This window comes from Acinetobacter vivianii (assembly GCF_014635885.1).
Taxonomy (GTDB): domain Bacteria; phylum Pseudomonadota; class Gammaproteobacteria; order Pseudomonadales; family Moraxellaceae; genus Acinetobacter; species Acinetobacter vivianii.
Window position 1 is genome coordinate 130,526 of record NZ_BMDR01000001.1, and the last position, 26,367, is coordinate 156,892.

The window sequence follows — 26,367 nt, forward strand, 5'->3', positions numbered from 1 at the left end:
AAGAACTAGCCTGAACCACAAGTAACGAATTGTTAGATATGAGAATTATTCTCTTATGAATTGAGTTTTTATGGATTACATCGGTACAAAAAAAATTTAGATTAGGAGCTAAATATTCTATAATTATTACTAAATATGAATCTATTATCATAAAAACAATATAGGACACAATAAAAGTAAAAATGATTACAAATTGAAAAAATTAATTTTAGATAATAAGGAAGAATACAAAAAAGTGGAGGACCCTCGAAATGCCACAATATTTGCGTATTGCTGAAAAAGTTTATAAAAACCTTAAAGACGAAAATAAGTTTACGCAAGCTCCAGCCGAATATATCAATTATTTACTCAAGCAAATTCGTAAAGAGCTGAAAGGGACGGATATGAAGCTTATTTATAATTTTATTGAGTTTAATTCTGGTTTTAAAAACCAGATTATAGATGGTTACTTAAATATAGATGTCAGTTTAATTCCAAATTATAAATATCAGGATGAGTTTGTGCTGTGGTTAGCGGGATTCATTGAGAAAATTACAGTTGGCGGGAAAAAGAGAATTCCGCCGATTGTAGAAAATATCCCACCCGAATTTACAGTGCATAGCGACCTTAAGCAGATCGGATTCATGAGCAATGATAAAAATGCAGAACAGATAATTTCCTATTTTAAGCATGGAGATTTTATTAATAGTTTCAATCGACATTAGCCAAACATTGCCAGCATGGAGGAGTGTTGATCCAGCATCAATACTCCTTAAATGAGTAGAAGCCAGTAAGATATTAAAATAAAGTGTTTTTAGAAATAGTTTATCAAACTGATTTTTAATATAAATTTTTCACTATAGCCTAAAGAGATAAAATATGCCAAAACGTGAAAAAGAATTGACGATATTTGAAGCTTTGCGAGAAAGTCATGAAAAGCAAAGAGCATTTTCTGAAAAGCTCATCCAAACCTCGGGAGATACAACAGAAAGACGAGAGCTATTTGAATTGTTAAAAAATGAGCTATTTGCGCATGCAGTAGCTGAGGATCGCTTTCTATATATTCCATTGATGATGTCTGATGCAGGCTTGAACATCACCCGACATGCTTTATCTGAGCACCATGAAATGGATGAGTTACTGGAAAAACTCACAGAGACTGAATTTAGTAATTCTGGTTGGCTCGCGATTGCCAAGAAATTATCTGAAGTGGTGCATCATCATTTACAAGAGGAGGAGCATAGTTTCTTCCAGCAAGCAGGTAAAATTTTAGCTGATGATCAAAAAAAGGAGCTTGCTCAGAAATATCAGACAGAATATACAAAATATTTGAATAAAGACAAAGATAGTCTGACCTGAATATAATAAAGTTTAAAATATTTATACCCTCTTTATGAGGGTTTTTATTTCAATAAGTTTCTATATCTATTTCAATATATTTCTTTCTTTACTTGAAGTCATCGTCATTAACTTAAAAAAAATTCTTATAACGGTTTTTAACAAAGAATTTATTTAGTCTGAAACTGTAAATAGTTCATTGATTGAAACTTCTATCTCATCAGAAGGTTTCAAGTAAATATTTTTAAGGAGAATAACCATGACAAATAATGACCAATATGATCGTGAACGTATTAAAAATTCATCTGACGAAGTGAAAAAAGAATTAAATGCAGATCCAATTACCGGTGAACCTGGTTCACATCCAGTCGGCACGGGTGTTGGGGCAGCAGGTGGTGCGGTTGCAGGTGCTACCATTGGTAGTGCTGGTGGACCTGTAGGGACATTAGTCGGTGGCGCCGTTGGTGCTTTTGTTGGTGGATTAGCTGGTAATGCAGTCGGTGAGGCCATTGATCCTACGGTAGAAGATGCTTACTGGCGCGAAAACTATCTTAACCAGCCTTATTATAATGAGGCAAAAGCCAAATATCCTGATCTGGACTATGATCGGGATTACCGAGGTGCATATCGCGTAGGTTATGAAAAACGTTATGGATATGATCCTGATGTGGCTTTCGAAGAAGTCGAACCTGAGTTAAGAACACATTGGGACCAAGAAGGCAAAGCGGACTCGCGTTTGTCTTGGGAAGAGGCACGACATGCTTCACGTGATGCATGGAATCGCACCACAGATTTGAGCAAATAGAAAGTTTCTATTAAAGTCTCGAAACCCTATTCTTTGTGAATAGGGTTTTTTATACGTTGGAATATGTCTAGGCAAAAGAAAACCGCCCTTAAAAGGCGGCTGCTGAATGATTTCAGCAAATCAATAGAAGTGTGAACGGTCAAGAGCCCACTTCTATTTTTGTGAATTAGTGACTTTTATTGAATGCCTCTATAAATTCATCTGACTTAAAGTAGGAGTTGATCAATTCTCCACTTTTAGAGTATTCAGGCTGCACGGCCACGGCTTTCTTGACTTCTTTAGGCTGGGTATATTTGAATTCTGGTGGTATCTCTTTGCGAATAGGTGGCAGCTTTTTCTTCCCATCTGTGGTAATTCGCTGGATAAAACCTGCCAACCATAAGATGAATTCACCTTCATTCTTTAAGGTCGGTATAAGGCTAATATCCAGCTGAATTTTACATTCAGCATTGGGCTTATTGAGACACTCTTCAAAATCAATAAAGTTATAAAGTAATTTTAATTTAGAATCTTTTATTTCTTTACGAAGCTCAATCATCAATTTATTTAAATTTTCTAACGGATCATTGCTAAATTCTTTATTTTCCTTAAGTTCTTGGTAAATTTTTTCAGCTATCCGCAAATATTGTGGCATATCAAGTTCTCCCTAAACGCTGGTCATTTTGTGATTATGAAGCGTTTTGGGTTTCTTATTGTGTCCGTTAACCCTGTTATTGTGAGTAGTAGGAGTGTTTAGAAACAACGTAAAGAAAAAATAATGACGAAATCATTGTAGGAGAGCTGATTAAGCCAGATTTCCAGCTTAATCAGACATCCCTATCTTTTAGTTATATTCATAAACAAGTAGGGCTGTAAATTTGAAGAGGGTATTTTCATTCGCATAACTATGGCTGATTTGTTTGATATTGACCTGATGATTATATTTCGTTAACTCATTTCTAAGCCACTCATTAATATTATTTTCTAAGTCCTGAATAGATGTAGATTCAAAGGCTTTTATTTTAGCCATTATTATTTCTCCTTCGTGAAAAATATGCATCTATTTAGGGTAAGTCCAGAAGAATCAATTTTTTTATATCATTTGTTTTGATTTTGAAAGTTTTTATACTTTTCTATTAACTTGTTTCGAGATATATGGTGAAAAATCTATATATAATTCAATATGAAGATAAATTTATTATTTTTAATGGCTTATGGATTTTTTGACTAAATGTTTATGTTTTATATGATTACATAAGATTTCATTTCTTAAGAAAAGTAAAAAAACTAACAGGGAAATTTACATAAAAGATGTTCAGTATAGAGGTTGCTTAAATACATTAAGAGGTGCCACATGTTAAAAACAATTCTGACTTTAGGAACAGGTGTTGCTTTAGGTTGTTATTATAAATCTCATAAAGATAAAACTAAACTATCTGATGAGAAAAAAGATGATGATCTGAGCATGGACGATAGCGTAAAAGGCAAGAAAGTGCTGAGTAAGTTCTTAAAATAATCTAAAAAAAGGAGCTTGTGATCAAGCTTCTTTTTATATAAAGCCTAAATTTAGGTAAATATAAAATTGAGTATAAATATAAGGAAATAAAATATGAGTGCTAAAGATAATCAATTGATCGGTTCTAATTTCCATTCCAGTTCTCAATATATTCCGGATCGTATGATGGATCTAGATGAGTGGGAACGAGACTCAGCCAGACATCATAAGTCTTTATCTGAGCGTCGAAAATGCAGATTGGCGCATGAACGGAAAAAGAAATGTTTGTGGATGATGGATGAATAGAGTAGATCGTTGAGAACAATCTTAGTGACTCATAAAACCAAGCGAGAGGTAATGAAAATGAAGAATTTATTGGTGAAAAGTCTAGCAATATGTTGTGTTTTTACGTTTGCAGGCTGTGAAAAGAACCGAACTGCTGATGATCCGATGACACGAGGTGAAACAACGACACCTCATTCGATGGAAGCAGCACCTGTAAGTCCGAATAATGAAATCCATGATGATACACAACATACATCTGCGCCAGTGATGATGGAAGAGCATGGTTCATCAGAGGTTCATACGGGCAATGTGACTTCAAACTCAGGCCAATCCCCAGCATCTTAATTAAAGAAGCATGATGGGAAAATGACTAAAGTATCCTGACCTTACTTTAGTCATTTTTAGTATTTATAGCGAATTAGAATAAGTTGAAGCATGAATAATACATTTTATTGTGATGTTAATCACGCTAATTTTTATTAGTGTATTTCTAATCACTTATTGTGTGGTGTTTATGTATATGAAATTTAAGGGCTATTTCATAAAGCACAACATTATTAACAATTGATTACTGTAAATACTGCAAAATTCCTAAATAGAATATAAAGGAATAATGTCATGCATCAATATTTAAAAATAGCAGAACAAATTTATGAGCAGGTTCAATCTAAACATGGGTTCACAGATGATCATGTAGAAGATCTTAATAATTTAATGATTGAGTTAAGGACTGTAGTTAAAAAATCAAATTTTAAAATGCTTTACAATTATATTAATTTTGAAGATTTATTAATGAAGTCAAAAGCATTATCTATTAATCTGGATGTGAGTATTTTACCTAAAAGTAAAAATAAAGGTGAATACATATTATGGTTATCTGGCTTTGTGGAAAAGTTGATTGTTTCTACAAAAAAAACAGAAGCAAAATTAAAAAATAAAGTGGTGATACCAAGCTATTATTACGATGAATTGGGAAATATAGTCGATAAGTCTAAAAATAGTGGTGAAGAGATTGTTTCATACTTTAAGCATAAAGAACCAATTTAATGAAATAAAATAATCACTCGTATTTTGCCACGATTATTTTGAAACAGGAGTTTTTGAGATGTCGAAACAATATATGTTAAAAGAAGTTGATGCGAGTAGTGAGGCGGGTGACAAGATTATTGTGGAGCAAATTTATGAGAAGATGCCCACAATGGATGTGAATATCAATGATTTTTCCTGGTCGCCTTTGTTTAAAGTTGTGATTACAGATAAAGTGATCGAACTCAATGATGACCTAACCTTTACTCATCCACGGACGGGAAAAGTTTTTCGCCTTAGCAGCTAAGATGATCTGCTTTACAGCACCTAAAAACTCGGCGCCAAGTTTATAAGTGACTGTAATAAGCATAAGAAAGCATTAGTTGATATGCAATGTATTTAAAGATTCTGCCCAATCTTTTCCCTTGCATCGCGGGCATTCTTCCTCAAGATTTTTTAAGTGCTGAGTCCTTCCACAATACATACAAGAATAAAAAAGCGTTGGGTTTAAATAATCTGTTTTTTTATAGTGATTTGGAAATAGAGGCAACCCCCATTTTGTTTCATCTTTAGCATAGAACAAAATACTTAAGCAGCCGTCAGTTTCAAGTAATGCGACTTTTACTTGTCCAAGATGCTCAACACTTTGCTGGCGCATTTCGGCAAAAAACTCATCATGCGAATACTTTTCTTTTCTCATATCCTGAATGACCATCAAACCATTTTCGACAATACAAAGTGGTTTTCCTTCCAGAAGCGTTTCTACTTTTTTGCTTTTCATCATGGCCCAAGTTACAAGCCGATATAAAATAATAATGGTACACATCACCACAAAAGCTTGGGCAATCGGCGCATCATCTATAAACATCGGATCGCCAGCCGCACTACCTAAGCTGAGAATGATGGCAACTTCAAATATCGAAAGTTGTCTGATGCCGCGTTTTCCTGAAAGTTTCAAGAAAATCAGGATGAGCAGAAACATGACACAGCAACGAATGATGATTTCTACGACCAATTCCCAAGTCGTATCGTGAATGAAAACACCGATGAGATCCATTTTTATATACTCTTTCTTATAGTTTGTAAGTGATTATATTCTATGCAATAAAAATGAGCTTATGTTTTAAATAAGCTCATTCTTGTATAGGAAGGGGAAAGTTAGACTTTATCCCACGCATCTTTGATGGCTTGCTTGGCCTGTTCCCATTTTAATCTTGATTCAGCTTTTAGCTCTTCCCAAGATTCTTTGAGATTACCTTCCACATCTTCGAAGTGAGTGTTGCGGTCGTGCTCAGAACGTGCGCGACTACCTAGCTCATATGCTTTGGAAAAATCCCGATCATAATCCAGATCTGGTGTATCCAGTGAAGCTTCTTGATAATAAGGGCGAGTTACATAACTTTCACGCCAATGATCATTTGGATCAATACTTACACGTGAAGCTTGATTATTTTGATCAGTAATATTCTGATTTGTCATTATCGTTCTCCAGCAAATTTTTAACTTATATAAAATTTAGGAGAATATTAATTTATTCTCCTAAATATTTACGGATCTCAAAATAATCAAAACTTATTTTTGCTGATTATTTTGGTTTGATCCTTGTTGGTTAGAATCTTTTTGATTCGATCCTTGTTGCTGACGGTTGTCGTTTTGCTGCTGTTGCTGCTGACGGTTGTCATTGTTTTGGTTCTGCTGGTTTTGCTGATTTTGTTGTTGCTGCTGCTGTTGATTATTGCGTTCTTGATTGCTTTGGTTATTTGTATTACTCATGATCGTACACCTCATTTGGTTTTTGATAATATCTGAGTAAATCAGATGATTTAATTAAAACATATTTTTATTTTAATCATAGGGTGAGCCTGTTTCACTATATTTAAATGTAATGCAGTTTTTTTATGGAAATAAAGATTTTTTAACAAGTTAAGTATTTGTGTTTGTTTTTAAAGCGAACAGTCTTAATATAAGTTTATACTAAAGTAACAAACTGCAACAAAGAATAAGCTCATTTGTTTTGGATATCTTTTTTATTGATAATCTTAATAATATTACGGCATATATCCTTGAGTAGAATTTTTAGCTTTGCTTCAGGTCTACCTTTATATATCTTTTTGAATATATAGGTTTTATTTTTATAATCTATACAATAAAAGAATGTTCCTACAGGTTTCTGTTTGCTTTCAGAGCCTCCTTCCTTGAGTAATCCTGTACATGAAATATAAATGTCTGATTTAAAGATTTTCTTTCCCTTTTTAATCATCTCTTCTGTGACCTGAATGGATTCAGCACTATATTTCTTAATGAGTTTTGGAGAAATTTTTAGCACCTTTTCTTTTACTTTTAAGTCATAACAAACCAAACTTCCTATAAGAATATCTCCAGAAAATGGACTCAAAGAAAACTGATAGGATAAATAACCTGCGGAAGCACTTTCAAGAAAGAAAATAGAAAGCTTCTTTTGAGCCAGTAATTCGCATGATTTTTTAAACATAGGTTTTTCTCACCAAATTTATTACTTAAATTATTAATTATTTTTTAATTCATTTTCTGATTAAATAATTCAAAATATTGAAATGTAAAAAAGTATTTTTCCTATTTTGTTGATATAAAAGGTTTTTGATTTTTATTTGTTTCAATCTTAACTTGTTTTAACAAAATGTTGGTAGGAATAAAGGATGAGCAACGTAAGGTAAATTTATATTTTCGATTCGGAGAATGGAAATGTCTGTTGTCGTAAAAAAAAGATTACTTGATTTGTTGCAGGACGATCATAAAAATTATTACGAGTTAGTTTCTTTCTTCCTTGATGGGGATATATCTAACTTTGAAAAAGAGAAAAAAGCAGTTAATTTCTTAGCACAAGAATTTGATACGATGAAGCCGAATAAGACTTCTTTGCCCAATGAGATTGAGGAAATCCGTAATTGGTATAACAATGAAAATCGTAAAGTATGTCTCAGCTATCAAGAGTATTTAAGCCAGCGCCAAGCAGGGAGCGAGCGAGAATATTTTAAAAACATCGGGCAGGCATTTGAATTTTTATTAAAAGTTGCCCCAGTAAAAAAAGTAGATGGTTCTTGGCTATATAGCCTCGTAAATTATTGGAATGATCCTGTTTTTCATGACCTCATTTTAATCTATCTAGAAGAGCTTGGTCTGGGGCAGGCGAAGTCCAACCATGTCTGTATCTACGATGACTTATTGCGTGTATTGGGTCTGGATGATTTTGAACTTTTCCTAGACGATGAGTATTACCATCACTCAGCAGTCCAACTGGCTTTGGCTTATGCACCACCAGAGTTTATTCCTGAAATTATTGGTTTTAATCTCGGCTATGAGCAGCTTCCTTTGCATCTTTTAATTACTAACTATGAACTTAAAGAGCTGGGAATCGAAGCCAAATACTTCAATTTGCATATTACCATCGATAATCTGGACAATGGCCACGCGCATAAGTCTTTAAAAGCTTTTGAAAATGTTTATAAAAAATATAAAGATAAAGAAACTTTTATGGCGAAGGTAAAACGTGGCTATGCTTTAAATCAGCAGGGTATGTCCTCACTACAAATTATTAAAGACCTGAATCTTGAAAATTTTGTTCATAAAATCTTAAAACGCAAAGCCTTAATTGGGCAACTGGTTCATAACGAAAAACAATTTGTTGGATGCAAATCTATTAATCAGTGGCTAGCCAATCCACAACAGATTGGGAGTTTTATCAATCAACTGGTCGAAAAGCGCTGGATTAGATTCAATTGTGATCCTGAAGAGAGCCCATTCTGGCGCATGATTAGCCATGAAGATGGGAAGATGTATGGTGTGTTTACACCCGTAGAAAGACAGATTATTCATGACTGGATTGCTGGCGATCAATACTCAACCCATGTCTTGCCTTATAAAAATAGCCTAAGTAAAGAACAACCTTTACATGATTATCTATTCAGTTACATCTCGGATGGCGAACTGGAACACTTACAAACCAGAGTTAGCCAGACAGACAATTTTGCACTCAAGCTTTGTAAATTGACGCCTTTTCTTGCCCCCGAATCTCATCACAAAAGCATAGGTCTATGGAGTACTCAGAAGTATGCCGAATTGTTATTTCCTTATTTAACCGCTTCACCGCGTTAAGTCAGGAAAACCACAACACCATTTAATCATTTTATTTAGCCAACAATAAAACAGGGTAGCCCAATGAATGACGATCTTAAAGATAACAATACTAAAAGTGCTTTAGCTGGGAATACACCAGACAAAAGTAATCAGACTGAAAAGACCAGACAGCTTGATCAGGCAAGAAGTGATGCCACCGACGAAGCATTAACGACCAATCAAGGGGTAAAAATTGCAGATAACCAGAATAGCTTAAAAGCGGGTGTACGAGGCTCAACTTTACTCGAAGATTTTATTTTGCGTGAGAAAATTACGCATTTTGACCATGAGCGTATTCCAGAACGGATTGTGCATGCGCGTGGTGTCGGTGCACATGGTTATTTTCAGGCTTATGAAGGCAATGAGCGGTTTACTAAAGCGGGTTTTCTGACTGATCCAAGCATACAAACGCCTATTTTTGTGCGTTTTTCGACAGTTCAGGGGCCACGTGGTTCGGCGGATACAGTACGTGATATCCGTGGTTTTGCGATTAAGTTCTATACCCAAGAAGGCAATTTTGATCTGGTCGGCAATAATGCCCCCGTATTCTTCGTTCAGGATGGGATTAAATTTCCAGATTTCGTACATGCGGTAAAACCTGAACCACATAGAGAAATTCCGACTGGTGCGACTGCGCATGATACTTTCTGGGATTTTGTTTCACTGGTGCCTGAGTCCGCGCATGCGGTGATGTGGGCGATGTCTGATCGTGCGATTCCACGTAATTTACGCTCGATTCAAGGCTTTGGTGTGCATACTTTCCGTTTTGTAGATGCGCATGAAAAAGCTCGTTTTGTGAAATTTCACTGGACACCGAAACAGGGTTTAAGTGCGCTGGTCTGGGATGAAGCACAGAAGCTGGCAGGTAAAGATCCTGATTTCCATCGTCGAGACCTGTATGAAGCGATTGAGCAGGGTCTGTATCCTGAGTGGGAACTGGGTGTGCAGATTGTTGAAGAAGAAGATGAGATGAGCTTCGATTTTGATCTGCTCGATCCGACCAAAATTATTCCTGAAGAATTGGTTCCAATTACGCCAATTGGCAAGTTTGTGTTGAATCGTAATGTTGATAATTTCTTTGCAGAGACTGAGCAAATTGCATTCTGCCCAGGGCATATCGTACCAGGGCTTGATTTCACTAATGATCCGCTATTGCAGGCTCGCTTATTTTCTTATACCGATACCCAATTAAGTCGTTTGGGTGGCCCGAATTTCCATCAGATTCCCATCAATAAGCCTGTATGTCCATTCCATAATAATCAGCGTGATGGCATTCATCAGCATCAAATCCATAAAGGTCAGGCTTCATATCAGCCGAATTCGATTGATAATAACTGGCCGATTGAGATTCCTGCTGCTGCACAGAATGGCGGCTTTGAAAGTTATCAGGAGCGCATTGATGGACATAAAATTCGTCAGCGCAGTGAATCTTTCTCGGATCATTTTTCACAAGCGCGTTTGTATTATCAAAGCTTGGCAGCGCATGAGCAAAAACATGTGGTCGATGCCTATACTTTTGAATTAAGTAAGGTGCAGCGACCGCATATCCGTGAGCGTGAAGTTCAGGAAGTACTGGCCAATATTGATACCGATCTCGCGAAACAAGTTGGACAAAATCTTGGAATCGAGGTGCCAGACTTAAAAGAAAACTTTAAGCAGGCCAGTATTGAAAAATCTGAAAAACTTTCTATGCAAGCATTTATTCCTGAGGATATTCAGGGACGTAAAATTGCCGTACTGATTCATGACAAAGTTAATGCGGAGACATTACGCACGATTATTAACTGGTCGATTCAGGAAAATGCCATTGTGCATTTATTAACGCCAATGCTAGCACCAGTAAAAGGGTCACGCGATGAAGTGATTACCTCGGATGGCATGCAGAAAGCGGAACCTTCTATTATCTATGATGCTGTGGTGATTGCAGATGGCGATAATTTAGATGCTGTTTTGGCGGATGGTGTGACCAAGCATTATTTACTTGAAGCCTATAAGCATTTAAAACCAATTGTATTCTTGGGTAATAAAGCTGAATTACTGGATCAACTTGATTTAGTGCCAGATGAAGGCACGCTATTGCAAGATGATTTCCGTCATGTGGCCGAGAAGCTGAAACAGTTGCTCCGGCATCATCGTGTTTGGGCGAGGGAAGCTGTGGCAGAAGCCATACCCGCCTAATGCTAAAAAGCTCCGTCATGGAGCTTTTTTTATATTCAAAAAAGTCAGGCAGCAGAGAGCTTGATCAAAACTACAGCAATTCTTTCAATATGTTGATAGGCTGGTTGTTCAAGTTCTTCCCCAAACACATCAGGGTCAATTTCTTCATAACTGTAGTTAAAGTCTGGATAATCTTGTATCCAGCTATGGACTGCTTCTAAAAACTTATTGCCGTCCTGACTGATCGCTATGCCAGTATATAAAAATAACGTGCCTTGAGGCGTCAGTCTTTTGATTGCTTCGGTGAGAATATTAAAGGATAAATCAGTGCCATCCAGCACATTACCACCGTGCCGATATTGACGTTCATGCAGATCCATCAGGTAAGGAGGGTTTGCAAAGATCAAGTCAAAATGTCCCTCCAGATTGGAAAAAAGATTACTCTGTGTGGGGAAAATATTACTCAACCCCGTAAAATCTTTATTCACCTGACTATAAAACAGTGCTTTAGGATTAATATCCGCAGTAAAAATTTCAGTAGCCTCAGGAATTAACTTGGCAATCGTAATGGCGACAGGTGAAGCGCCACAACAAAGTTCCACACTACGCTGTATAACATGTATCTGGTGGAGTAAGTATTGTTTAAGATGATAATAAAAACGATAAGTATCTGGCCCAAAGAACACAGCATCGATTTCAATCGTTGGAAAAGCCGAATGGATAAATAACTTTTCATCCAGAGATGCCACTCTAACTGTACTCAACCATTGCTGATTTTCAAGATGGATCAGGTCAGCATTTTTTAAGATCAGAAAAAGTTGTTGATCCAGAGCTTCAGGATAAAAGGGCAGATTCCAGCCAAAAATATCCTTTAAGCTCCTCGCTGTATTGGATAAGTGTTTCTTGCGCTTCAAAATCCGTTCATGACTAAGCGGTGTAATGACAGTAAAACGATAATGCTGTTCTTCTAAAAAATGGAGTAAATAGTGCAAAGCCCTTTGCTGTATACCTTCCATAGTAAAATGCTGATTCATTTTTTAGCCTCTTATTGTTATTAAAAAACCTCCCAAAGGAGGTTTTATACTGGCTTAGCCATTGATAATTTCACCGCCGTTTACATGGATAACCTGTCCTGTAATATAACTGGCATCATCGGAAGCCAAGAATAAGTATGCAGGCGCAACTTCACTCGGTTGGCCCATTCGTCCCATGGGTGTATCCTGACCAAATTTCTCTACTGTTTCTGCATCAAAACTACTTGGAATGAGCGGGGTCCAGATCGGGCCAGGGGCAACACCATTCACACGGATGCCTTTTTTCTGCTTCATGAGATTCGTCGACAAACTGCGGGTAAATGTTGTAATCGCGCCTTTGGTACTGGCATAGTCTATTAACTCATCGTGCCCGTGATAACTGGTAATACTGGTGGTATTAATAATACTGTCTCCTTCTTTTAAATGAGGCAGTACCGCTTTAGTTAAATAAAACATCGAGAAAATATTGGTTTTAAAGGTTCTGTCTAACTGTTCATTACTAATATTGATTAAATCTTTTTGCTGAAACTGAACGCCAGCATTATTAACCAAGATATTTATTTTACCAAAAGCCTTTACAGTCTCCTCCACACACTTTTCCGAGACGTCAGGATCAGTTATATCTTCTTTAAACAGTAAACATTGTCGACCTTCTTGCTCAACCAGTTGTTTAGTTTTTTCAGCATCTTCTTGTTCTTCAAGATAAATAATTGCGATATCTGCACCTTCACGAGCAAATAAAACGGCAATAGAACGGCCTATACCGCTGTCACCACCGCTAATCAGTGCAACTTTATCTTTGAGTTTATTGCTGCCTTGATGCGTCGACTTGATGATTTCAGGTTCTGGATGCATCGCTTGTTGCTTGCCAGGTTGGTGTGGCTGTTCTTGGGCAGGCGCAGAAGTTGGATATTGATTCGGATTGTTGCTCATCTCTAAAGTCCTTTGATTCGATTATTTTTTATCATCTTTGAAAAAGATGTTATTTTCGGTAAGGACAATGTTTTGATTAGTTGGAATTGTATTTATTCCGTAGAAGCGAGTAAAAAAATATAAATTTTATCCATTATCAAATGACTGCTAGACGAGACATAAAATCTTAATATGGTGACTGGCTATAATATCTTCGACAAGTGTTCTATTTTCAGTATCTTGGGCCCAATTTTCAATGGCTGTGGATTGTTCTAGATTGAGGATTAGTCTAATTATTTTCTCGGCTTCCTGTAATTGTTCGTTATTGATCGATGATCGTTGAGATTCTAGCGCCTTAGGATGTTCGTACTTTTCTTTATAAATATCAATATTTTTCATATTGTTAGTAATGTGTAGAATGCGCTGAAATGGTAATGTAATGTCTTTTTTTTCTACCTTATAAAACCAGTCCGAATCATATGCCAGCCAGTCGTGGTTATCTGTATCTAAATGAGCCAGCAAAATTTCAGGGCTAAGTAACGTCATAAAGCTAGGTTGTAGTTCCAGATCTGAACTTACTCCCATTTTTTTACTCATTTTAAATCTCCTGAAAATTTATTCAATCGCCTCTTTTAATGTCTAAAATTCTATTGTTTCTTTAAATGTGTGCTTTGTATTTTTTTATATCCACTTTAATGATTTTGATTGGGGTTGTAAAAGAATGTTTATTTGTTGTCTTTATTAATGCTTTCTTCTCTGTGTTATTTAAAGCGTAAAAAATATATAGGAATTTTAAAATATAATACTTAAAAATTGCTCATATAACATGATGATATCAGTTTTATAAAAAAATAAATTGGCAACATTTAAAAGTATTGAAACATAGCAGGGTTAGAGCAAAAGCATTTTATCTCTTATGGTGAATATAGCCGCTATATAACGTTGCATCTATAATTTTAATAGAGGAAGAAATAATCATGGCTAATCAAGATTCTAGACAAGATGATCAAGATAATAATTCAGGTACCTCAAACCGTGGATTCGCCAGCATGGATCCAGATCGCTTACGGGAAATAGCGAGTAAGGGCGGACGCGCAGCCCATGCAAGCGGAAATGCGCATGAATTTACCACCGAAGAAGCCCGTGAGGCTGGACGTATGGCTCATTCACGGGGAAATGCACATGAATTTACTTCAGAAGAAGCGCGTGAAGCCGGTTCTTTAAGTCATAAAAATGGCCGTCGTTCTAGCAGCCGCGATGACGACGATGATTATGATGATCGCGGTAGCCGCGGTCGCGGTAATCAAAAACGTGATGAATACGGACGTTTTACCAGCTAAATTAAGCCGTATTGTTGCATTAAATAATGTACAGGCTTTCTCTGCCTAAGCCATTGTTTAATAAAAGCTAAGGATGTTGAATAAATGTTTTATTCAATATCCTTTTTTAATTGCTATTTCAACTGCTGTAAATCTAAAAAGATATTCTTTCCGTAAAATGAATCGCCCGCTAAAAAATTCGATTGAACTCGATATTCCTAGATCAAGTATTCATCGCTTATTTTATATTTGATTGGTAGATAAGCGATCCCGCGCAACCTTTTAGATCAGTTCTATGTGTAGCTTTCCTCAGTAAGTTTATTCTCGTCAATAAGTGCTGGTTTTTGCTCTTGCCAAAGTTGTTGATAAAGCGTGATGATCTGTTCAACCGTTGGTACGACTGGATTATTTAATGGTGAACCTGAAGCCAATGCTTGTTCAGCCATCGTATGTACGACCTGATCAAAATCACTTTTACTGACACCAAACTCAGCTAAGCTGGGTACTGCCAAATCTCGATTAATCTCAATTAGCGTATCAATGAGCTTCTGATTGGCGACGTCATCCGAATCATCATGATTTGCACAGCCGATTGCTTTGGCACATTCTGCATAGCGTTCAGGGGCGGCTTGAATTGAAAAAGCAGTGATTGTCGGTAACAGCATTGCATTCGATAAGCCATGAGGCACATGGAAAAAAGCACCAATCGGTCGGCTCATGCCATGCACCAAGGCAACGGAGGCATTGGAAAAGGCAATGCCAGCCAAAGTTGAGCCAAGCATCATTTTTTCACGAGCGGATTCGTTGCTGGGTTGGTGATACGCTGTTTGCAAATTTGGTCCAATCAATCTCATTGCCGCGAGTGCTTGCGCATCACTATATGGGCTGGCTTTTTTACTTACATAGGCTTCCATGGCATGGGTAAGTGCGTCAATTCCTGTATCTGCTGTGGTTCGAGCAGGCAGTGACATGGTGAGTTCATAGTCGATAATCGCTGCAACAGGCAAAAAGCCTAAACCCGCACAGAGCATCTTTTCGCTGGTCAGGTCATTGGTGATGATGGTGAAACGTGTACATTCAGATCCTGTCCCAGCTGTGGTCGGGATGGCAATAATTGGAAGGCCTATTTCATTGACTTGTCGGGGAAATTTATAATCCGCGATGACACCACCGTGCTTGCTTAAAATGCTGATCGCTTTCGCACTATCTATCGGGCTGCCGCCACCAATCGCGATAATGGCATCGTAATCATGGTTTTTGACATGATCAACACCTGCTTCAATCGAGCTAGAGGTGGGTTCGGGAATGGTTTCATCAAAGTAATCACTCTCGATAAGTTCGGCCTTTAATATCTCTTGAATCTGTGCGATATATCCCAGTGAAACCATCATTTTATCGGTAATGATCAGTGGTTTTTTTGCACCTAAACTATTCAGAATCAGGGGAAGCTTGCTTCGTGCATTTTTGCCAATTTCCATAATCCTTGGCAGATTAATTTGATGAGACATTGTTATTCATCCTATTCTTGATTCTTGTATTTTTATATCCTGATACAGCTTGTATCATTATTTATGTATATATTTTACCCGTATGCAAGTCAAACAAAAAAGGGCGTGGAGTTTTCCTCAAAACCCATCATACGCACTCGCGTTCTATTTCTGATGCCCTGACTGCATCTAGCTCTGGCCTAAATTGTATTTCTGTAGAAGTGTTGATGTATAAACTTCATTGCTATTCATAGAACATCATCAATCAAACTTATTTCTCAACAATAAAAATCGTTTTCCAAAAAAGCCTCCTGTATTTGTTCAGTATTTTTATGATGAAAAAAATCATAAATAATGCTTTTTTTCATTAACTCAAAAGTCCTTATTTTTATATCTATCTGATAATTATAAACAATAAATTTTGGCATCATACTTGCTTAATCAGATTTATTAGTTGAAAGATAAATAATTAAATACCAATATGTTTTTGAAAGCATACAGATGAGATGCTGTAAAACTTAGCAATGTTCTAAATCATCACTTAGAACGGTATTTAGAGATAAGACAATGGACTGGATAAATTTCTTTGATAAGGAAAACTCAAGGGACGTGAGAATTTCAAAAAAAATGTTCATTTCAATTATGGACGCAATTGATGATGGTGTATTTATTACAGATGGGATGGGACAGATCTTATTTGCAAATGATGCCTATTTGATGCTGACGGGTCTTGAACGTAATGATCTGATTGATCATTCTATTCAGGAGCTGGTCAATGCAGGCGTACTCTCGCGCTCCGTTTCACTGGAAGTCATTAAAAGCTGTAAAAAAACCACGATCTTGCAGTCGCTAAAAAATGGCAAAGAATTACTGGTTACAGGTCATCCTGTTTTTCATGAAACCACCAATAGCTTGATTGCAGTGATCACTTCTGTACGTGATATTACGGCGTTATTACGTGCCCAAAATGCTCAGCGTGAGCTAGAAGATATTAAAAACACTCAGGAAAAGTACTCTCATTCCAAGCCATTTGCAGATTTGTTTGAACACTTAAGTGATTCAACCAACCAGATCTATCAACTGGCAGATCGGCTCGCAGCATCTGATATTAAAGTGCTGATTCAAGGCAGCACTGGCACGGGCAAGACCATGTTGGCACGTCATATCCATAATCGCAGCAAAAGGAAAGATAAACCTTTTCTGGAAATCAATTGTGCCACCATGCCTGACGGTTTATTAGAATCTGAACTGTTTGGCTATGTGCCTGGTGCATTCACAGGCGCATTGCAGAAAGGCAAAAAAGGCTTATTTGAAGCGGTGAATGGCGGCACTTTATTTCTGGATGAAGTGGGGGATTTGCCACTGGCCTTGCAGGCAAAAATATTAAAAGTGATTGAAGATAATCGGTTTATTCCTGTAGGCGGCAGTGATTATATTTATACCGATGTCAGGATTATTTCAGCGACACATCATAATTTACAAGAGTTAATGAAGAAGGGAACATTTCGGAATGACCTCTATTATCGACTGTGTGTGGCTAAGTTACATTTAGATGATTTAAAAGATCGTATTAGTGAAATCGAACCTTTAACAAATCATTATCTTAAGTTTTTTAATCATAAATATCAGCTCAATAGAACCTATTCCAAAACGGTTATCCAGATGATGAAGCAGTATTCATGGCCTGGAAATATTCGGGAATTGACTAATTTTATCGAACAGACCGTGGTCATGAGTTTGTCCGATCAGATTCAGCCTACCGATATTCCTGCCAATATTTTTGATGAACCTCAATCTTTCATTGATGTATCTGCCTCACAACCGACTGAGAGAAATCTAAAAAGACAGGTTGAGGCATTTGAATACGGCATTATTGCCAAGGCATTGACAGAGTTTAAAACCACACAAAAAGCAGCCCAAGCTTTAGGAATTGATCAATCTACTTTGTTCAAAAAGAGACAACGTTATATGGAGAATTTATAAAAGGATTTAGATCTTTCAGGCATCAAAAAAGGAGAATAGGAGCGGTTAATACATTGTTATTTAAAAATAAGTTTTAATTATATATCTGGTTTTACCTACGGTTTTGAGCATCCTAAGACACATTGAAATATAACAGTGAACGGGATAAGAGAAGTTATAAGGAAGTAATATGAAGATTAAAGTCGTTACAGCGTCATTATTATGTGTTTTACCGTTTTATGTTGGCGCAGCGGATGTCAATGTAGAAAAGGCAGTGATTGAATCTCATGCGCTCTATCAAAATAAATATAATTTACAAGATGAACAAGAGTTTAAAAATGCAGAAAGAGGGCTTGTTGCCAAGCCGAGTGGTCAGATCAAAAATGAACAAGGCGATGTGATCTGGGACTTCGATGCCTTTAATTTTATTAGCGGTGCTGCCCCTGATACGGTAAATCCAAGTTTATGGCGCCAAGCCAAGTTAAATAACAATGCGGGCTTGTTTAAGGTGACAGATGGTGTTTGGCAGATTCGCGGTTTTGATCTGGCCAATATGACCATTATTCAAGGGAAAACCGGCTGGATTATCGTTGATACTTTAACAGCAAAAGAAACGGCTGAAGCTGCAATCAAGTTTGCTCGACAATATCTTGGCGATCAAAAAATTTCGGCAATTATTTTTACCCATAGTCATGTGGATCACTTCGGTGGTGCGCTAGGCGTGATTTCGGCTGAAGAGTTGAAGCAAAGAAAGATACCGATTGTTGCACCAGAAGGCTTTATGGAAGAGGCCACCAGTGAAAATATCATGGCGGGTCCTGCGATGACGCGCCGTGCCAGCTATATGTATGGAACATATTTGCCTAAACGTATCGATGGTCTAGTCGATAATGGTCTGGGGAAGGCGGTCGCTGTCGGACAAATGGGAATTTTAGAGCCGAATAAATTGATTACACAGCCAGAACAGAAGCTCAAGATCGATGGTCTGGATTTCGTTTTTTATAATGTACCCAGCTCAGAAGCACCGTCAGAACTGACATTCTCCATTCCTTCGCTGAAACTCTACAATGGCGCGGAGATTCTGTCGCATACGTTGCATAACCTTTATACCTTGAGAGGGGCAAAAGTCCGCGATACCTTAAAATGGGTGGGTTATTTAAATCAGGCGCTAGAACAAACCAAAAATTCGGAAGTCTTTGTTGCCCAGCATCACTGGCCAGTTTGGGGCAATGCCAATATTCAGGACTTTATTAAAACGCAAAGAGATGTTTATAAGTTTATCCATGATCAGACGGTTCGTTATATGAACTCAGGGCTAAATGGTGCGGAAATCGCTGAAAAAATTAAACTGCCACCAGAGCTGGATCAGAAATTATATGTACATGGTTATTACGGGACCTTAAAGCACAACGCCAAAGCGGTATATCAATACTATATGGGCTGGTTTGATGCGAATCCTTCCAATCTTGATCCATTGCCCCCTAGAGATGCGGCAAAGAAATATATTGAGCTTGCTGGAGGAGAGGCTAACGCACTAAAAAATGCCCAGAAAGCTTATAACCAAGCGGAGTATCGATGGGCAGCAGAAGTATTAAAACATCTGGTCTTTAATAACCCTGACAATGCTCAGGCAAGACAGCTACTCGCCAAAACATACCGTCAACTTGGATACACTGCGGAAGCGTCAACCTGGCGTAATTTCTATTTAATGGGTGCGCAAGAACTGCAAGGCCAGCCTACAGTAAAAAATACCTCGAGTCGTTTAGGTTTACTGATTCATACACCAACCGAAAGATTTCTGGAGGCTATGGCCACCAATCTGGATGTTGAAAATTTAAAAAATGAAAATCAGTGCCTGAATCTGGTCTTAACTGATCGCAATGAAAACTTTGCATTGCGGATCGAGAATTCAGTCATGCTATTTGAAAAAATAGAGCGTAATCGTTTACCAGCCGACTGTCCGACATTAAGCCTTACCAAGCTTTCGTATTTGAGACTGATCAGTGGTGAAACCAATCCTGCCAAACTGCTGCAATCTAAAGACAGCGAGATAAAAGGCAATCCGATGAAAGTTGGACAATTCTTTGCGCTATTTAAAAAGCCAACGCCTAATTTTCCAATTTTGACTCGACCAGACTATTAATTAATATTTTAAGAAAATCGAAGGGAGTAGAGCAATAAAAAAGCTCCCTTTCATTCTACAAGGAAATGTAAAATGAATCATAAAATCAATTGTTTACTATTAGCGGTTTTTTCAACACAATTAAATGCCGCTGCTTTTGATCGAAATGGACAATCCATTTCAGCCTTTTTACAGCCAGGAAATTATTTTGAAGCAGGTTTATCCGTCATGGATAGCTCCCTACAAGGACAAGAAGCGGGTATCAATGCTTCGCGTCAATCGATCTCTGATATTGCAAATTCAAGTTATTGGCCCTCAGCCGCATTAAAACTACAACTCGCGCCAAAGTTTTCTTTTGGTTTTATTTATGATGAACCTTTTGGGTCAGATACGGAGTATTCAGGCAATAATAGCTTTGTCGCCACCTCAAATGATATTGTTTTATTGCCAGGAATGACGACCACGAGAATTGCCCAAGCGACCTCCAATAACGCGCCAACAGGAAATACCAAATCCAGCTTTGATATCCAGAATTTAAGTTTTATTTTTGGTTATCAGCCCAATAAAAACTGGAATTTTTATCTAGGCCCGACCTATGAAAACTTTAAGAGTCAGGTTGAACTTAGAGGTGCGGTGTTCAGTCTCTATAATGGCTATGATTTTCACAGTAAAGCCGTAGGTGACTGGGGCTGGTTGGCTGGTTTTGCCTATCAGATTCCAGAAAAAGGTTTGAAAGCCTCATTAACCTATCGTTCTGAAATAGAACATAAAGTCAATGCAACTGAAAATGCGCCGTTGATTGATATGTTAAGTACTCAGCAAGGACGTGATCTGGTCGACCAGCATTTAAGTTATATGGTTTCGATTGGGAAAATGACCGAGCAGAATAAAGCAGCACTCAACCATATTGTGGCTGAACTGCCGAATGCAAATAGCTCTGGAACCACCAAGTTCAAGACACCGGATTCCGTTAAACTTGAGTTCCAAACTGGCTTGCGCCCAGGAACATTGTTATTTGGTAATGTACGCTGGGTGAACTGGAGTGACTTTTCTTTTCAGCCTTATCGTTTTGGCGAAATTTCCAAGATTGTGGGTAGTTTGTCTACGCCAAGTCGACCAGATGGTTTTAATTTAGTTCGTTATTATGATGATCAATGGTCAGCAAATCTTGGGCTAGGACAAAAACTTTCTCAGAAATGGTTTGCTTCGATGTCGGTTGGGTGGGATTCAGGGGCTGGGGAGAAAGTGTCAAGTGGTGGGCCTGTGAAAGGCTACTATAATGTTGGGATTGGTGCACAATATAGTCCCACAGCTCAAACTTTTATTTCAGGTGGCGTGAAATATTTCTGGCTGGGTGATGCAAAAGCGCAACTGGGTGCACAGGCTGGCAGTGATTATTACGTGGCTGAGTTTAGTCAAAATCACTCCATCGGTTATGGGCTTAAACTGGGTTATAAATTTTAAAGCTTAAACATAGAGATGTTTTAATCGTCGTTTGGTTTTGAACCGATTGACTCATCTCTTTCATTTGATCTCGTATGGTTTTAACTTGAACGAGATCAAATGGTTTGTTTTTTTGGCAAACAATTTATTTATGTCATTAATCTGCAATATATTTTTAAGAAAATAGGAGATTGAAAAATCCGTTTCTAGTTGCTTTATCGCAAAGTAATTTATATATAAAAAAGAGTAATCAATGACCTCACTGCATGCACTCAAAAATGCTCAAGAACATAGTTTAGAAACATATCTAAATCGAGAGTTGTCGCTATTAGAGTTTCATAAACGTGTGCTTGCACAGGCAAAAGATGTTGAACATCCGCTACTGGAACGACTTAATTTTTTAATTATTTTCTCTCGAAATTTAGATGAGTTTTTTGAAATCCGCGTTGCCAGTCTACTGCAACAAATCAATATGTCGACTCAGGCCACAGGGCCAGATGGAATGCCGCTTGCAGAGGTGTTGCAGCAAATTTCTAAAGTGGTTCATGAGGCGGTAGAAGAGCAATATAAGATCCTGAATTATACCATTTTGCCTCAGCTACAAGGTCATGGCGTACATTACATACAACATACCGATATTCTGGAAAAGCATAAGGCTTGGATCAAAGATTATTTCTACAGTGAAGTACAGCCTGTAGTCACACCGATCAGTCTGGACCCGGCTCATCCATTTCCACGATTAGCCAATAAAAGTCTGAACTTTATTGTTACCTTGGAAGGCAAGGATGCATTTGGCCGTGAAATTGATTTAGCGATTGTACCCGCACCAAGATCTTTACCTCGACTGGTAAAATTACCTCATCATGTTTCGGGTAGCGCAGAACACTATATTTTACTGTCGGCGATTATTCAGGAACATATCTCTGACTTGTTCCCTGGCATGAAGGCAACAGGTTGTTATCAATTCCGTGTCACCCGAAATGCCGATTTAACAGTATCAGAAGATGTCGAAGATTTAGCGGTGGCATTAAAAGGTGAGCTGTCTGCAAGACGTTTTGGGCGTGCCGTCAGACTTGAAGTCAATAAAAACTGTCCAGATCATATTGCTGATTATTTATTGGAACAATTTGAACTCGAAAAAGAACATTTATATTTTGTTGATGGTCCTGTCAATCTGGCGCGTTTTATCTCAAATTTCGATTTACCTGAATTACGCTTTAAGCCTTATCTACAAAAAATTCCTAAAGCACTTTATAGCAAGAAGCCAATCTTTGATGTGCTCAAGGCAGGCGATGTACTGTTACACCATCCATTTGACAGTTTTGCTCCTGTGATCAAGCTTTTGCGAGATGCTGCTTATGATCCGAATGTGCTAGCGATTAAGCAAACGCTTTACCGAAGTGGAGCGGATTCTGAGATTGTGAAAATCCTTGCGGAAGCTGCAAGAAATGGCAAAGAAGTCACAGCTGTCATTGAGCTGAGAGCGCGATTTGATGAAGAATCAAATATTGAAGTGGCGAATGTATTGCAAGAGGCGGGTGCGGTTGTTGTTTATGGCATCGTTGGTTATAAAACACATGCAAAAATGATTCTGGTGGTGCGTCGCGAGCAAGACAAGATTAAACGTTATGTACATTTGGGTACGGGAAATTATCACGCAACCAATGCAAAAATTTATACAGATTATGGGCTACTCACGGGTGACGATGACATTTGCGAAGATGTCCATAAGGTCTTTCAGGAATTGACGGGCATGGGGAAAATGGCCAAGTTAAAGAAGCTTTTCCATGCACCTTTTACCTTACATGCACAACTGATTGATCTGATTCAGCAAGAAATCGAAAACAGCAAAGCGGGTAAAAAAGCGCATATCATGATTAAGGTCAATGCATTGACTGAAGCACAATTGATTCATGCACTTTATAAAGCATCACAGGCGGGAGTGCAGGTTGATCTGATCATTCGTTCCATCTGCTGTCTAAGACCGCAAGTGAAAGGGCTTTCGGAGAATATCCGTGTTCGATCGATCGTGGGGCGCTATTTAGAACATACTCGTGTTTACTATTTCTATAATGATGGTGATGCTAAGCTGTATTGCGCCAGTGCGGACTGGATGGGACGTAATCTGTTTTCCCGCATCGAAACCTGCTTCCCGATTGAAGACAAGAAACTCAAGAAATTGATTATCGAAGATGGCTTGAATAATTATCTCAAGGACAACCGCCGTGCCTGGGAGCTTCAAGCAGATGGGATCTGGACGCAATGTCAGCCTAAACCAAATCAGGCTGTGCATATCGCTCAGCGTTACCTGATGGATAGAGAATTTTAATCAAATTCTATTGGTCATTGAACTGTCATAACATCAGATTATTCTAATTCTATAAGAACAAGAAACAGTTGGTTAGAGCATAAAAATAATAATTTTGATGTTTTCTGACACAACATTCTGATGGCTTCTGAACCCACTTCGGTGGGTTTTTATTTCATAAGGGGTAAAATGTAAAGTATGGTTGAGCAAGACAACACAACAAGCTTAAATAGAAGACGAAATACGCGTCAAAGTTATCAACTCTTTGTCGCGTATAAAAAGTTTCTGCAAGAAAAGAAGCGGCAGAATGATGAAAATAGTCGCTTAATTTTTATTGTCAATTATCTGGAAAAAATCAATTTTGAATTATATGGCATGGATGGCAAAGAACAGCTGATTGCTGAACTGGAAAAATATTATAATGAAAATGAAATTCTGATTTAAACGTATAAATTGCAGACTTAATGATCTGTATTTTTTGGCTAGAACATCATTCTAGCTCAAGTTGATAATCATCTTTAGTGACCTTAATTTTTATCTTTTTATACCTTCTTTTATTTGGATTTAATGCTGAATCTGTCACTTCTGTGGCAAAGTTCGAGTTGCCCATAAGATGATAATAGGCTTTATAACCGATTAAAATTTTTTGTGGTCTAGCACCATGTTCATGGCTATAAGAATCAATAAGTTGGGTCAGTTTTTCGAAGGTTGATATCTCGTTCATAGTTCAATTATCGCTGTGGTCTTTATTAATTATTTATTTAAATTAATCGAACTTTGTTAAGAATTTAAGACAGCGAATAGAATCTGAATCAGGTGGTTTGCTAAAGCCTCTACGCGAATACGTCATAAATTTTTCATATTTCAACACTATTGTTTCTGGCGAATATTTTGAATAGTGATAGGACGATGAAAAAGAGTTTTTGGGGTGGATTAATTTTAGCTGCATGTTCGACGCAGACTTTTGCTTTAAATATTTTAATTGTCAATGATGATGGCTTAACCAGTAATGTCAAAGCGCTTTATGATGAGTTAAAGGCCAATGGTCATAGTGTCGCTGTATCTGTGCCATGTTCACCACAAAGCGGACGTGGTGGGGCGATTGTGATGTACAGCGCTAGCGTAATTTCGGCGGATAATGATAAGCAGATTGCGGCTGAAAATGGTTGCCATAATGGGGCGGCAGCGATTGGTGCACCAGCAGCAGGTTCTTTTACCAAAGCAGGTTATACCAATGGGGACTGGAGTTATGTACATGGCACACCTGTCATGGCAACTGCTTATGGTCTGGATGTAATTGCCAATAAGCGCTGGGGCAAAGCACCTGATCTTGTCCTGTCAGGGCCAAATGAAGGACAGAATGTTGGTCGGGTTGTGGTTCATTCGGGCACGATTGGTAATGTACAGTTTTCGGCAGCGCGGGGAATTCCTTCCATTGCCCTAAGTGCAGATCCAAATACGGTGGATGATAAGACTTTAAATAATGCCAATTCCGTGATTGTGGCAAAACAGACAGTCGTATTATTGAAAGAGCTGCAAAATAAAGCCGGTCAGGGTGCTTTGTTACCTAAAGGCATTACCTTGAATGTCAACTTTCCAAAGAACTTAAGCACCAGCACGCCGTTCGCGTTCTCGAAAATTGGTAGCTATGACTTGTATAACTTTAATTTTAAAGTCAGCAAAGATGATAAAGGTGGCAATCAATACGGTTTAGGTTTTGGCATTAATTCCAATGCACCAACAGCAGCACAAGCAACAGATGAAAGTGCTGTTGTACAAAGCAAGATTGCAGTGACTGCAATGCAAGTGGCCTATGACCATCGTCCTGCAGCGCAAGAATGGCTAAAGATCCGTCTTAAAAACCTGTTCAAGTAAGGGGAAGGCCAATGCAACGTTGTTTATGGGTATTACTTCTTGGTTTAACCTTGAGCGCTTGTCATGATGACAATAATGATCGACAAGAACAGCCAGCCGAGAAGTCAGAGCCAGTTCCTGCATTAGCAGTGGGTACTTATTCGGTTAGTATCGAAACCGATCAGGAATTACCTACAGTAGGTAAATACTATTCAGGTACGGATGGCACCAAGCTGGTGGTTTTAAATGATGAGCAAGATCGCGCTCAGATTGTGATGCATTATGATGTAGCAACTAAAACATGGCACAGCAATCAAAGCGATAAAAATCTCAAGCTTGAATTTGCCCATTATGAAAAAATTGCTGATCAAAAGCTAAGTTTGAATGAGCTGGTGGGAAGCTATACCTTATCTTTGGCTGACGGCAGTTCGATTCCTGTTGAGGTAAAAGCTCAAGGACAAATGATTTCACTTGATCAAAACTGTAGCTTCACAGCAAAAATCAGTGAGAGTTCATTGGCAAATACTGCAAGTTATCAATTCACTGAAAATAAATGTGCAGCCTTAAAAAATAATGAAAAAGGTTATGTCGTAGTCGATCAGGATCTGGAGCCTGCTGCTTTTAAATTGTTATCGGATACGGTTGATTCCAAAGATCTTTGGGCATTTCCATCTTAAAATAAGCGCATCCCGATAATATCTTGTCGGGAT

At 37.9% G+C, this 26,367-nt stretch carries 28 protein-coding genes and 1 pseudogene; 18 read left to right on the forward strand and 11 right to left on the reverse strand.

Translation table 11 applies throughout. The annotated features are described in order from the left end of the window. Positions 1–251 precede the first annotated feature (251 nt). From IEV36_RS00630 to IEV36_RS00640, 3 genes are all read left to right on the forward strand, one after another. The gene (locus IEV36_RS00630) at positions 252–704 is read left to right on the forward strand and encodes a hypothetical protein (RefSeq protein WP_005257220.1); all 453 of its coding nucleotides are present in this window, start codon (positions 252–254) and stop codon (positions 702–704) included. A gap of 154 nt (positions 705–858) precedes the next feature. After that, positions 859–1,338: a hemerythrin domain-containing protein gene (locus tag IEV36_RS00635; protein ID WP_005257221.1), complete on the forward strand. Its 480-nt coding sequence runs from the start codon at positions 859–861 to the stop codon at positions 1,336–1,338. 238 nt (positions 1,339–1,576) lie between these two features. Continuing rightward, positions 1,577–2,122 (forward strand): glycine zipper domain-containing protein, encoded by a 546-nt coding sequence (locus IEV36_RS00640; protein WP_005257222.1) that lies wholly within the window; start codon positions 1,577–1,579, stop codon positions 2,120–2,122. A gap of 166 nt (positions 2,123–2,288) precedes the next feature. Here the strand turns inward: IEV36_RS00640 and IEV36_RS00645 are convergent, their stop codons facing one another. Then, positions 2,289–2,756, reverse strand: a complete 468-nt coding sequence (locus IEV36_RS00645; RefSeq protein WP_005257223.1) for a hypothetical protein — start codon at positions 2,754–2,756, stop codon at positions 2,289–2,291. Between the two features lie 189 nt (positions 2,757–2,945). Further along, positions 2,946–3,131 (reverse strand): sporulation protein Cse60, encoded by a 186-nt coding sequence (locus tag IEV36_RS00650; RefSeq protein ID WP_005257226.1) that lies wholly within the window; start codon positions 3,129–3,131, stop codon positions 2,946–2,948. Positions 3,132–3,455: 324 nt separating this feature from the next. Between IEV36_RS00650 and IEV36_RS00655 the strand changes: the two genes are divergently transcribed. The 5 genes from IEV36_RS00655 to IEV36_RS00675 all read left to right on the forward strand — a co-directional run bounded on the left by IEV36_RS00655 (position 3,456) and on the right by IEV36_RS00675 (position 5,214). After that, positions 3,456–3,617 carry a hypothetical protein gene (locus IEV36_RS00655; protein ID WP_004771897.1) on the forward strand — a complete coding sequence of 54 codons (162 nt, stop codon included), beginning with the start codon at positions 3,456–3,458 and terminating at the stop codon, positions 3,615–3,617. A gap of 93 nt (positions 3,618–3,710) precedes the next feature. Next, positions 3,711–3,902, forward strand: coding sequence for a hypothetical protein (locus tag IEV36_RS00660; RefSeq protein WP_004771898.1), 192 nt, complete (start codon positions 3,711–3,713; stop codon positions 3,900–3,902). A gap of 57 nt (positions 3,903–3,959) precedes the next feature. Beyond that, positions 3,960–4,226, forward strand: a complete 267-nt coding sequence (locus tag IEV36_RS00665) for a hypothetical protein (protein ID WP_005257229.1) — start codon at positions 3,960–3,962, stop codon at positions 4,224–4,226. Positions 4,227–4,499: 273 nt separating this feature from the next. Next, positions 4,500–4,928 carry a hypothetical protein gene (locus tag IEV36_RS00670; protein ID WP_005257230.1) on the forward strand — a complete coding sequence of 143 codons (429 nt, stop codon included), beginning with the start codon at positions 4,500–4,502 and terminating at the stop codon, positions 4,926–4,928. 58 nt (positions 4,929–4,986) lie between these two features. Beyond that, entirely contained in the window at positions 4,987–5,214 is a 228-nt protein-coding gene (locus IEV36_RS00675) for a hypothetical protein (protein ID WP_004771901.1), read from the forward strand. Between the two features lie 72 nt (positions 5,215–5,286). On the opposite strand, the gene IEV36_RS00680 is transcribed toward IEV36_RS00675, so the two are convergent. The 4 genes from IEV36_RS00680 to IEV36_RS00695 form a co-directional block, all read right to left on the reverse strand. Continuing rightward, positions 5,287–5,964 carry a DUF421 domain-containing protein gene (locus IEV36_RS00680; RefSeq protein ID WP_005257231.1) on the reverse strand — a complete coding sequence of 226 codons (678 nt, stop codon included), beginning with the start codon at positions 5,962–5,964 and terminating at the stop codon, positions 5,287–5,289. Between the two features lie 101 nt (positions 5,965–6,065). Further along, entirely contained in the window at positions 6,066–6,371 is a 306-nt protein-coding gene (locus IEV36_RS00685; protein ID WP_264822108.1) for a hypothetical protein, read from the reverse strand. Between the two features lie 108 nt (positions 6,372–6,479). Beyond that, on the reverse strand, positions 6,480–6,680 hold the full coding sequence (locus IEV36_RS00690) for a hypothetical protein (protein ID WP_005257233.1): 201 nt from the start codon (positions 6,678–6,680) through the stop codon (positions 6,480–6,482). Positions 6,681–6,912: 232 nt separating this feature from the next. Beyond that, entirely contained in the window at positions 6,913–7,398 is a 486-nt protein-coding gene (locus IEV36_RS00695) for a CinA family protein (RefSeq protein ID WP_005257234.1), read from the reverse strand. Between the two features lie 230 nt (positions 7,399–7,628). Here IEV36_RS00695 and IEV36_RS00700 point away from each other — a divergent pair, with 230 nt between their 5' ends. Both IEV36_RS00700 and katE read left to right on the forward strand, forming a co-directional pair. Then, entirely contained in the window at positions 7,629–9,038 is a 1,410-nt protein-coding gene (locus IEV36_RS00700) for an iron-containing redox enzyme family protein (protein WP_005257235.1), read from the forward strand. 63 nt (positions 9,039–9,101) lie between these two features. After that, positions 9,102–11,237 (forward strand): catalase HPII, encoded by a 2,136-nt coding sequence (katE, locus tag IEV36_RS00705; RefSeq protein ID WP_005257236.1) that lies wholly within the window; start codon positions 9,102–9,104, stop codon positions 11,235–11,237. 44 nt (positions 11,238–11,281) lie between these two features. Here katE and IEV36_RS00710 read toward each other — a convergent pair whose 3' ends face one another. The 3 genes from IEV36_RS00710 to IEV36_RS00720 all read right to left on the reverse strand — a co-directional run bounded on the left by IEV36_RS00710 (position 11,282) and on the right by IEV36_RS00720 (position 13,759). Beyond that, positions 11,282–12,250, reverse strand: coding sequence for a N5-glutamine methyltransferase family protein (locus IEV36_RS00710; RefSeq protein ID WP_005257237.1), 969 nt, complete (start codon positions 12,248–12,250; stop codon positions 11,282–11,284). Positions 12,251–12,304: 54 nt separating this feature from the next. Continuing rightward, positions 12,305–13,183 (reverse strand): SDR family oxidoreductase, encoded by an 879-nt coding sequence (locus tag IEV36_RS00715; protein ID WP_005257238.1) that lies wholly within the window; start codon positions 13,181–13,183, stop codon positions 12,305–12,307. Positions 13,184–13,330: 147 nt separating this feature from the next. Further along, positions 13,331–13,759 (reverse strand): hypothetical protein, encoded by a 429-nt coding sequence (locus IEV36_RS00720; RefSeq protein ID WP_005257239.1) that lies wholly within the window; start codon positions 13,757–13,759, stop codon positions 13,331–13,333. Between the two features lie 380 nt (positions 13,760–14,139). Here IEV36_RS00720 and IEV36_RS00725 point away from each other — a divergent pair. Beyond that, a pseudogene (locus IEV36_RS00725) lies at positions 14,140–14,481 on the forward strand (KGG domain-containing protein); the annotation flags it as partial. A 293-nt stretch (positions 14,482–14,774) separates the two neighbouring features. Here the strand turns inward: IEV36_RS00725 and IEV36_RS00730 are convergent. Continuing rightward, positions 14,775–15,989, reverse strand: a complete 1,215-nt coding sequence (locus tag IEV36_RS00730; protein WP_005257241.1) for an iron-containing alcohol dehydrogenase — start codon at positions 15,987–15,989, stop codon at positions 14,775–14,777. 621 nt (positions 15,990–16,610) lie between these two features. On the opposite strand from IEV36_RS00730, the gene IEV36_RS00735 reads away from it, so the two are divergent. The 5 genes from IEV36_RS00735 to IEV36_RS00755 all read left to right on the forward strand — a co-directional run bounded on the left by IEV36_RS00735 (position 16,611) and on the right by IEV36_RS00755 (position 24,247). Continuing rightward, positions 16,611–17,951, forward strand: a complete 1,341-nt coding sequence (locus IEV36_RS00735) for a sigma-54 interaction domain-containing protein (RefSeq protein WP_373869376.1) — start codon at positions 16,611–16,613, stop codon at positions 17,949–17,951. 169 nt (positions 17,952–18,120) lie between these two features. Then, positions 18,121–20,073 carry an alkyl/aryl-sulfatase gene (locus tag IEV36_RS00740; protein WP_005257244.1) on the forward strand — a complete coding sequence of 651 codons (1,953 nt, stop codon included), beginning with the start codon at positions 18,121–18,123 and terminating at the stop codon, positions 20,071–20,073. A 72-nt stretch (positions 20,074–20,145) separates the two neighbouring features. Continuing rightward, complete coding sequence (locus IEV36_RS00745; protein WP_005257246.1) at positions 20,146–21,516, forward strand: OmpP1/FadL family transporter; 1,371 nt, start codon at positions 20,146–20,148, stop codon at positions 21,514–21,516. A gap of 232 nt (positions 21,517–21,748) precedes the next feature. After that, positions 21,749–23,824 (forward strand): polyphosphate kinase 1, encoded by a 2,076-nt coding sequence (ppk1, locus tag IEV36_RS00750; protein ID WP_005257249.1) that lies wholly within the window; start codon positions 21,749–21,751, stop codon positions 23,822–23,824. A gap of 177 nt (positions 23,825–24,001) precedes the next feature. After that, positions 24,002–24,247: a hypothetical protein gene (locus IEV36_RS00755; RefSeq protein WP_004771921.1), complete on the forward strand. Its 246-nt coding sequence runs from the start codon at positions 24,002–24,004 to the stop codon at positions 24,245–24,247. 46 nt (positions 24,248–24,293) lie between these two features. On the opposite strand, the gene IEV36_RS00760 is transcribed toward IEV36_RS00755, so the two are convergent. Then, positions 24,294–24,527: a hypothetical protein gene (locus IEV36_RS00760; protein ID WP_005257255.1), complete on the reverse strand. Its 234-nt coding sequence runs from the start codon at positions 24,525–24,527 to the stop codon at positions 24,294–24,296. Positions 24,528–24,712: 185 nt separating this feature from the next. On the opposite strand from IEV36_RS00760, the gene IEV36_RS00765 reads away from it, so the two are divergent. Beyond that, entirely contained in the window at positions 24,713–25,678 is a 966-nt protein-coding gene (locus IEV36_RS00765; protein WP_005257256.1) for a 5'/3'-nucleotidase SurE, read from the forward strand. A gap of 11 nt (positions 25,679–25,689) precedes the next feature. Next, positions 25,690–26,334, forward strand: coding sequence for a hypothetical protein (locus IEV36_RS00770; protein ID WP_005257257.1), 645 nt, complete (start codon positions 25,690–25,692; stop codon positions 26,332–26,334). The last annotated feature ends 33 nt before the right edge of the window (positions 26,335–26,367 follow it).

What these genes read in the sequence shown, in the direction of transcription:
- IEV36_RS00630 (WP_005257220.1), top strand. Translation starts at nt 252, where the DNA reads ATGCCACAATATTTGCGTATTGCTGAAAAAGTTTATAAAAACCTTAAA.
- IEV36_RS00635 (WP_005257221.1), top strand. Translation starts at nt 859, where the DNA reads ATGCCAAAACGTGAAAAAGAATTGACGATATTTGAAGCTTTGCGAGAA.
- IEV36_RS00640 (WP_005257222.1), top strand. Translation starts at nt 1,577, where the DNA reads ATGACAAATAATGACCAATATGATCGTGAACGTATTAAAAATTCATCT.
- IEV36_RS00645 (WP_005257223.1), bottom strand. Translation starts at nt 2,756, where the DNA reads ATGCCACAATATTTGCGGATAGCTGAAAAAATTTACCAAGAACTTAAG.
- IEV36_RS00650 (WP_005257226.1), bottom strand. Translation starts at nt 3,131, where the DNA reads ATGGCTAAAATAAAAGCCTTTGAATCTACATCTATTCAGGACTTAGAA.
- IEV36_RS00655 (WP_004771897.1), top strand. Translation starts at nt 3,456, where the DNA reads ATGTTAAAAACAATTCTGACTTTAGGAACAGGTGTTGCTTTAGGTTGT.
- IEV36_RS00660 (WP_004771898.1), top strand. Translation starts at nt 3,711, where the DNA reads ATGAGTGCTAAAGATAATCAATTGATCGGTTCTAATTTCCATTCCAGT.
- IEV36_RS00665 (WP_005257229.1), top strand. Translation starts at nt 3,960, where the DNA reads ATGAAGAATTTATTGGTGAAAAGTCTAGCAATATGTTGTGTTTTTACG.
- IEV36_RS00670 (WP_005257230.1), top strand. Translation starts at nt 4,500, where the DNA reads ATGCATCAATATTTAAAAATAGCAGAACAAATTTATGAGCAGGTTCAA.
- IEV36_RS00675 (WP_004771901.1), top strand. Translation starts at nt 4,987, where the DNA reads ATGTCGAAACAATATATGTTAAAAGAAGTTGATGCGAGTAGTGAGGCG.
- IEV36_RS00680 (WP_005257231.1), bottom strand. Translation starts at nt 5,964, where the DNA reads ATGGATCTCATCGGTGTTTTCATTCACGATACGACTTGGGAATTGGTC.
- IEV36_RS00690 (WP_005257233.1), bottom strand. Translation starts at nt 6,680, where the DNA reads ATGAGTAATACAAATAACCAAAGCAATCAAGAACGCAATAATCAACAG.
- IEV36_RS00695 (WP_005257234.1), bottom strand. Translation starts at nt 7,398, where the DNA reads ATGTTTAAAAAATCATGCGAATTACTGGCTCAAAAGAAGCTTTCTATT.
- IEV36_RS00700 (WP_005257235.1), top strand. Translation starts at nt 7,629, where the DNA reads ATGTCTGTTGTCGTAAAAAAAAGATTACTTGATTTGTTGCAGGACGAT.
- katE (WP_005257236.1), top strand. Translation starts at nt 9,102, where the DNA reads ATGAATGACGATCTTAAAGATAACAATACTAAAAGTGCTTTAGCTGGG.
- IEV36_RS00710 (WP_005257237.1), bottom strand. Translation starts at nt 12,250, where the DNA reads ATGAATCAGCATTTTACTATGGAAGGTATACAGCAAAGGGCTTTGCAC.
- IEV36_RS00715 (WP_005257238.1), bottom strand. Translation starts at nt 13,183, where the DNA reads ATGAGCAACAATCCGAATCAATATCCAACTTCTGCGCCTGCCCAAGAA.
- IEV36_RS00720 (WP_005257239.1), bottom strand. Translation starts at nt 13,759, where the DNA reads ATGAGTAAAAAAATGGGAGTAAGTTCAGATCTGGAACTACAACCTAGC.
- IEV36_RS00730 (WP_005257241.1), bottom strand. Translation starts at nt 15,989, where the DNA reads ATGTCTCATCAAATTAATCTGCCAAGGATTATGGAAATTGGCAAAAAT.
- IEV36_RS00735 (WP_373869376.1), top strand. Translation starts at nt 16,611, where the DNA reads ATGGACGCAATTGATGATGGTGTATTTATTACAGATGGGATGGGACAG.
- IEV36_RS00740 (WP_005257244.1), top strand. Translation starts at nt 18,121, where the DNA reads ATGAAGATTAAAGTCGTTACAGCGTCATTATTATGTGTTTTACCGTTT.
- IEV36_RS00745 (WP_005257246.1), top strand. Translation starts at nt 20,146, where the DNA reads ATGAATCATAAAATCAATTGTTTACTATTAGCGGTTTTTTCAACACAA.
- ppk1 (WP_005257249.1), top strand. Translation starts at nt 21,749, where the DNA reads ATGACCTCACTGCATGCACTCAAAAATGCTCAAGAACATAGTTTAGAA.
- IEV36_RS00755 (WP_004771921.1), top strand. Translation starts at nt 24,002, where the DNA reads ATGGTTGAGCAAGACAACACAACAAGCTTAAATAGAAGACGAAATACG.
- IEV36_RS00760 (WP_005257255.1), bottom strand. Translation starts at nt 24,527, where the DNA reads ATGAACGAGATATCAACCTTCGAAAAACTGACCCAACTTATTGATTCT.
- IEV36_RS00765 (WP_005257256.1), top strand. Translation starts at nt 24,713, where the DNA reads ATGAAAAAGAGTTTTTGGGGTGGATTAATTTTAGCTGCATGTTCGACG.
- IEV36_RS00770 (WP_005257257.1), top strand. Translation starts at nt 25,690, where the DNA reads ATGCAACGTTGTTTATGGGTATTACTTCTTGGTTTAACCTTGAGCGCT.